The sequence below is a fragment of the Aeromonas enterica genome (assembly GCF_054052465.1).
Genome location: NZ_JBSTYL010000071.1, coordinates 1 through 362, shown reverse-complemented (window position 1 = coordinate 362; position 362 = coordinate 1). Strand labels below are relative to the sequence as shown.

1 pseudogene is annotated in these 362 nt (G+C 56.1%); it reads left to right on the top strand.

From position 1 onward, the window contains the following. Positions 1 to 362: pseudogene (locus ACW5XD_RS23945) on the top strand (alpha-amylase family glycosyl hydrolase); the annotation flags it as partial.

The following is a 362-nucleotide window of genomic DNA, read 5'->3' as shown; positions in this document are numbered from 1 at the left end:
ATGAAAACCTGGCCCGCCAGGCCAATCAGGAAGATGGTTGCAAGGGTCATTTCTGGGAAGGGCGTTTCAAGAGTCAGGCCTTGCTCACCGAGTCAGCCCTGCTGGCCTGTATGGTCTACGTTGACCTCAATCCGATACGGGCAGCGATTGCCGACAGACCGGAAGAGAGTGATTACACCAGCATCAAACAGCGCCTCGCTGACCAACAACCCGCAGCGCCATTGCCACCTCTGTTGCTGCCGTTCTCCAGCAGAAGTGAGTCAGATGGCCTGCCCTACCTCTTTACCGACTATTTGACGCTGGTCGACTGGACAGGACGAGCAATCAGAACCGACAAACGGGGCCATATTTCGGCTCACCTT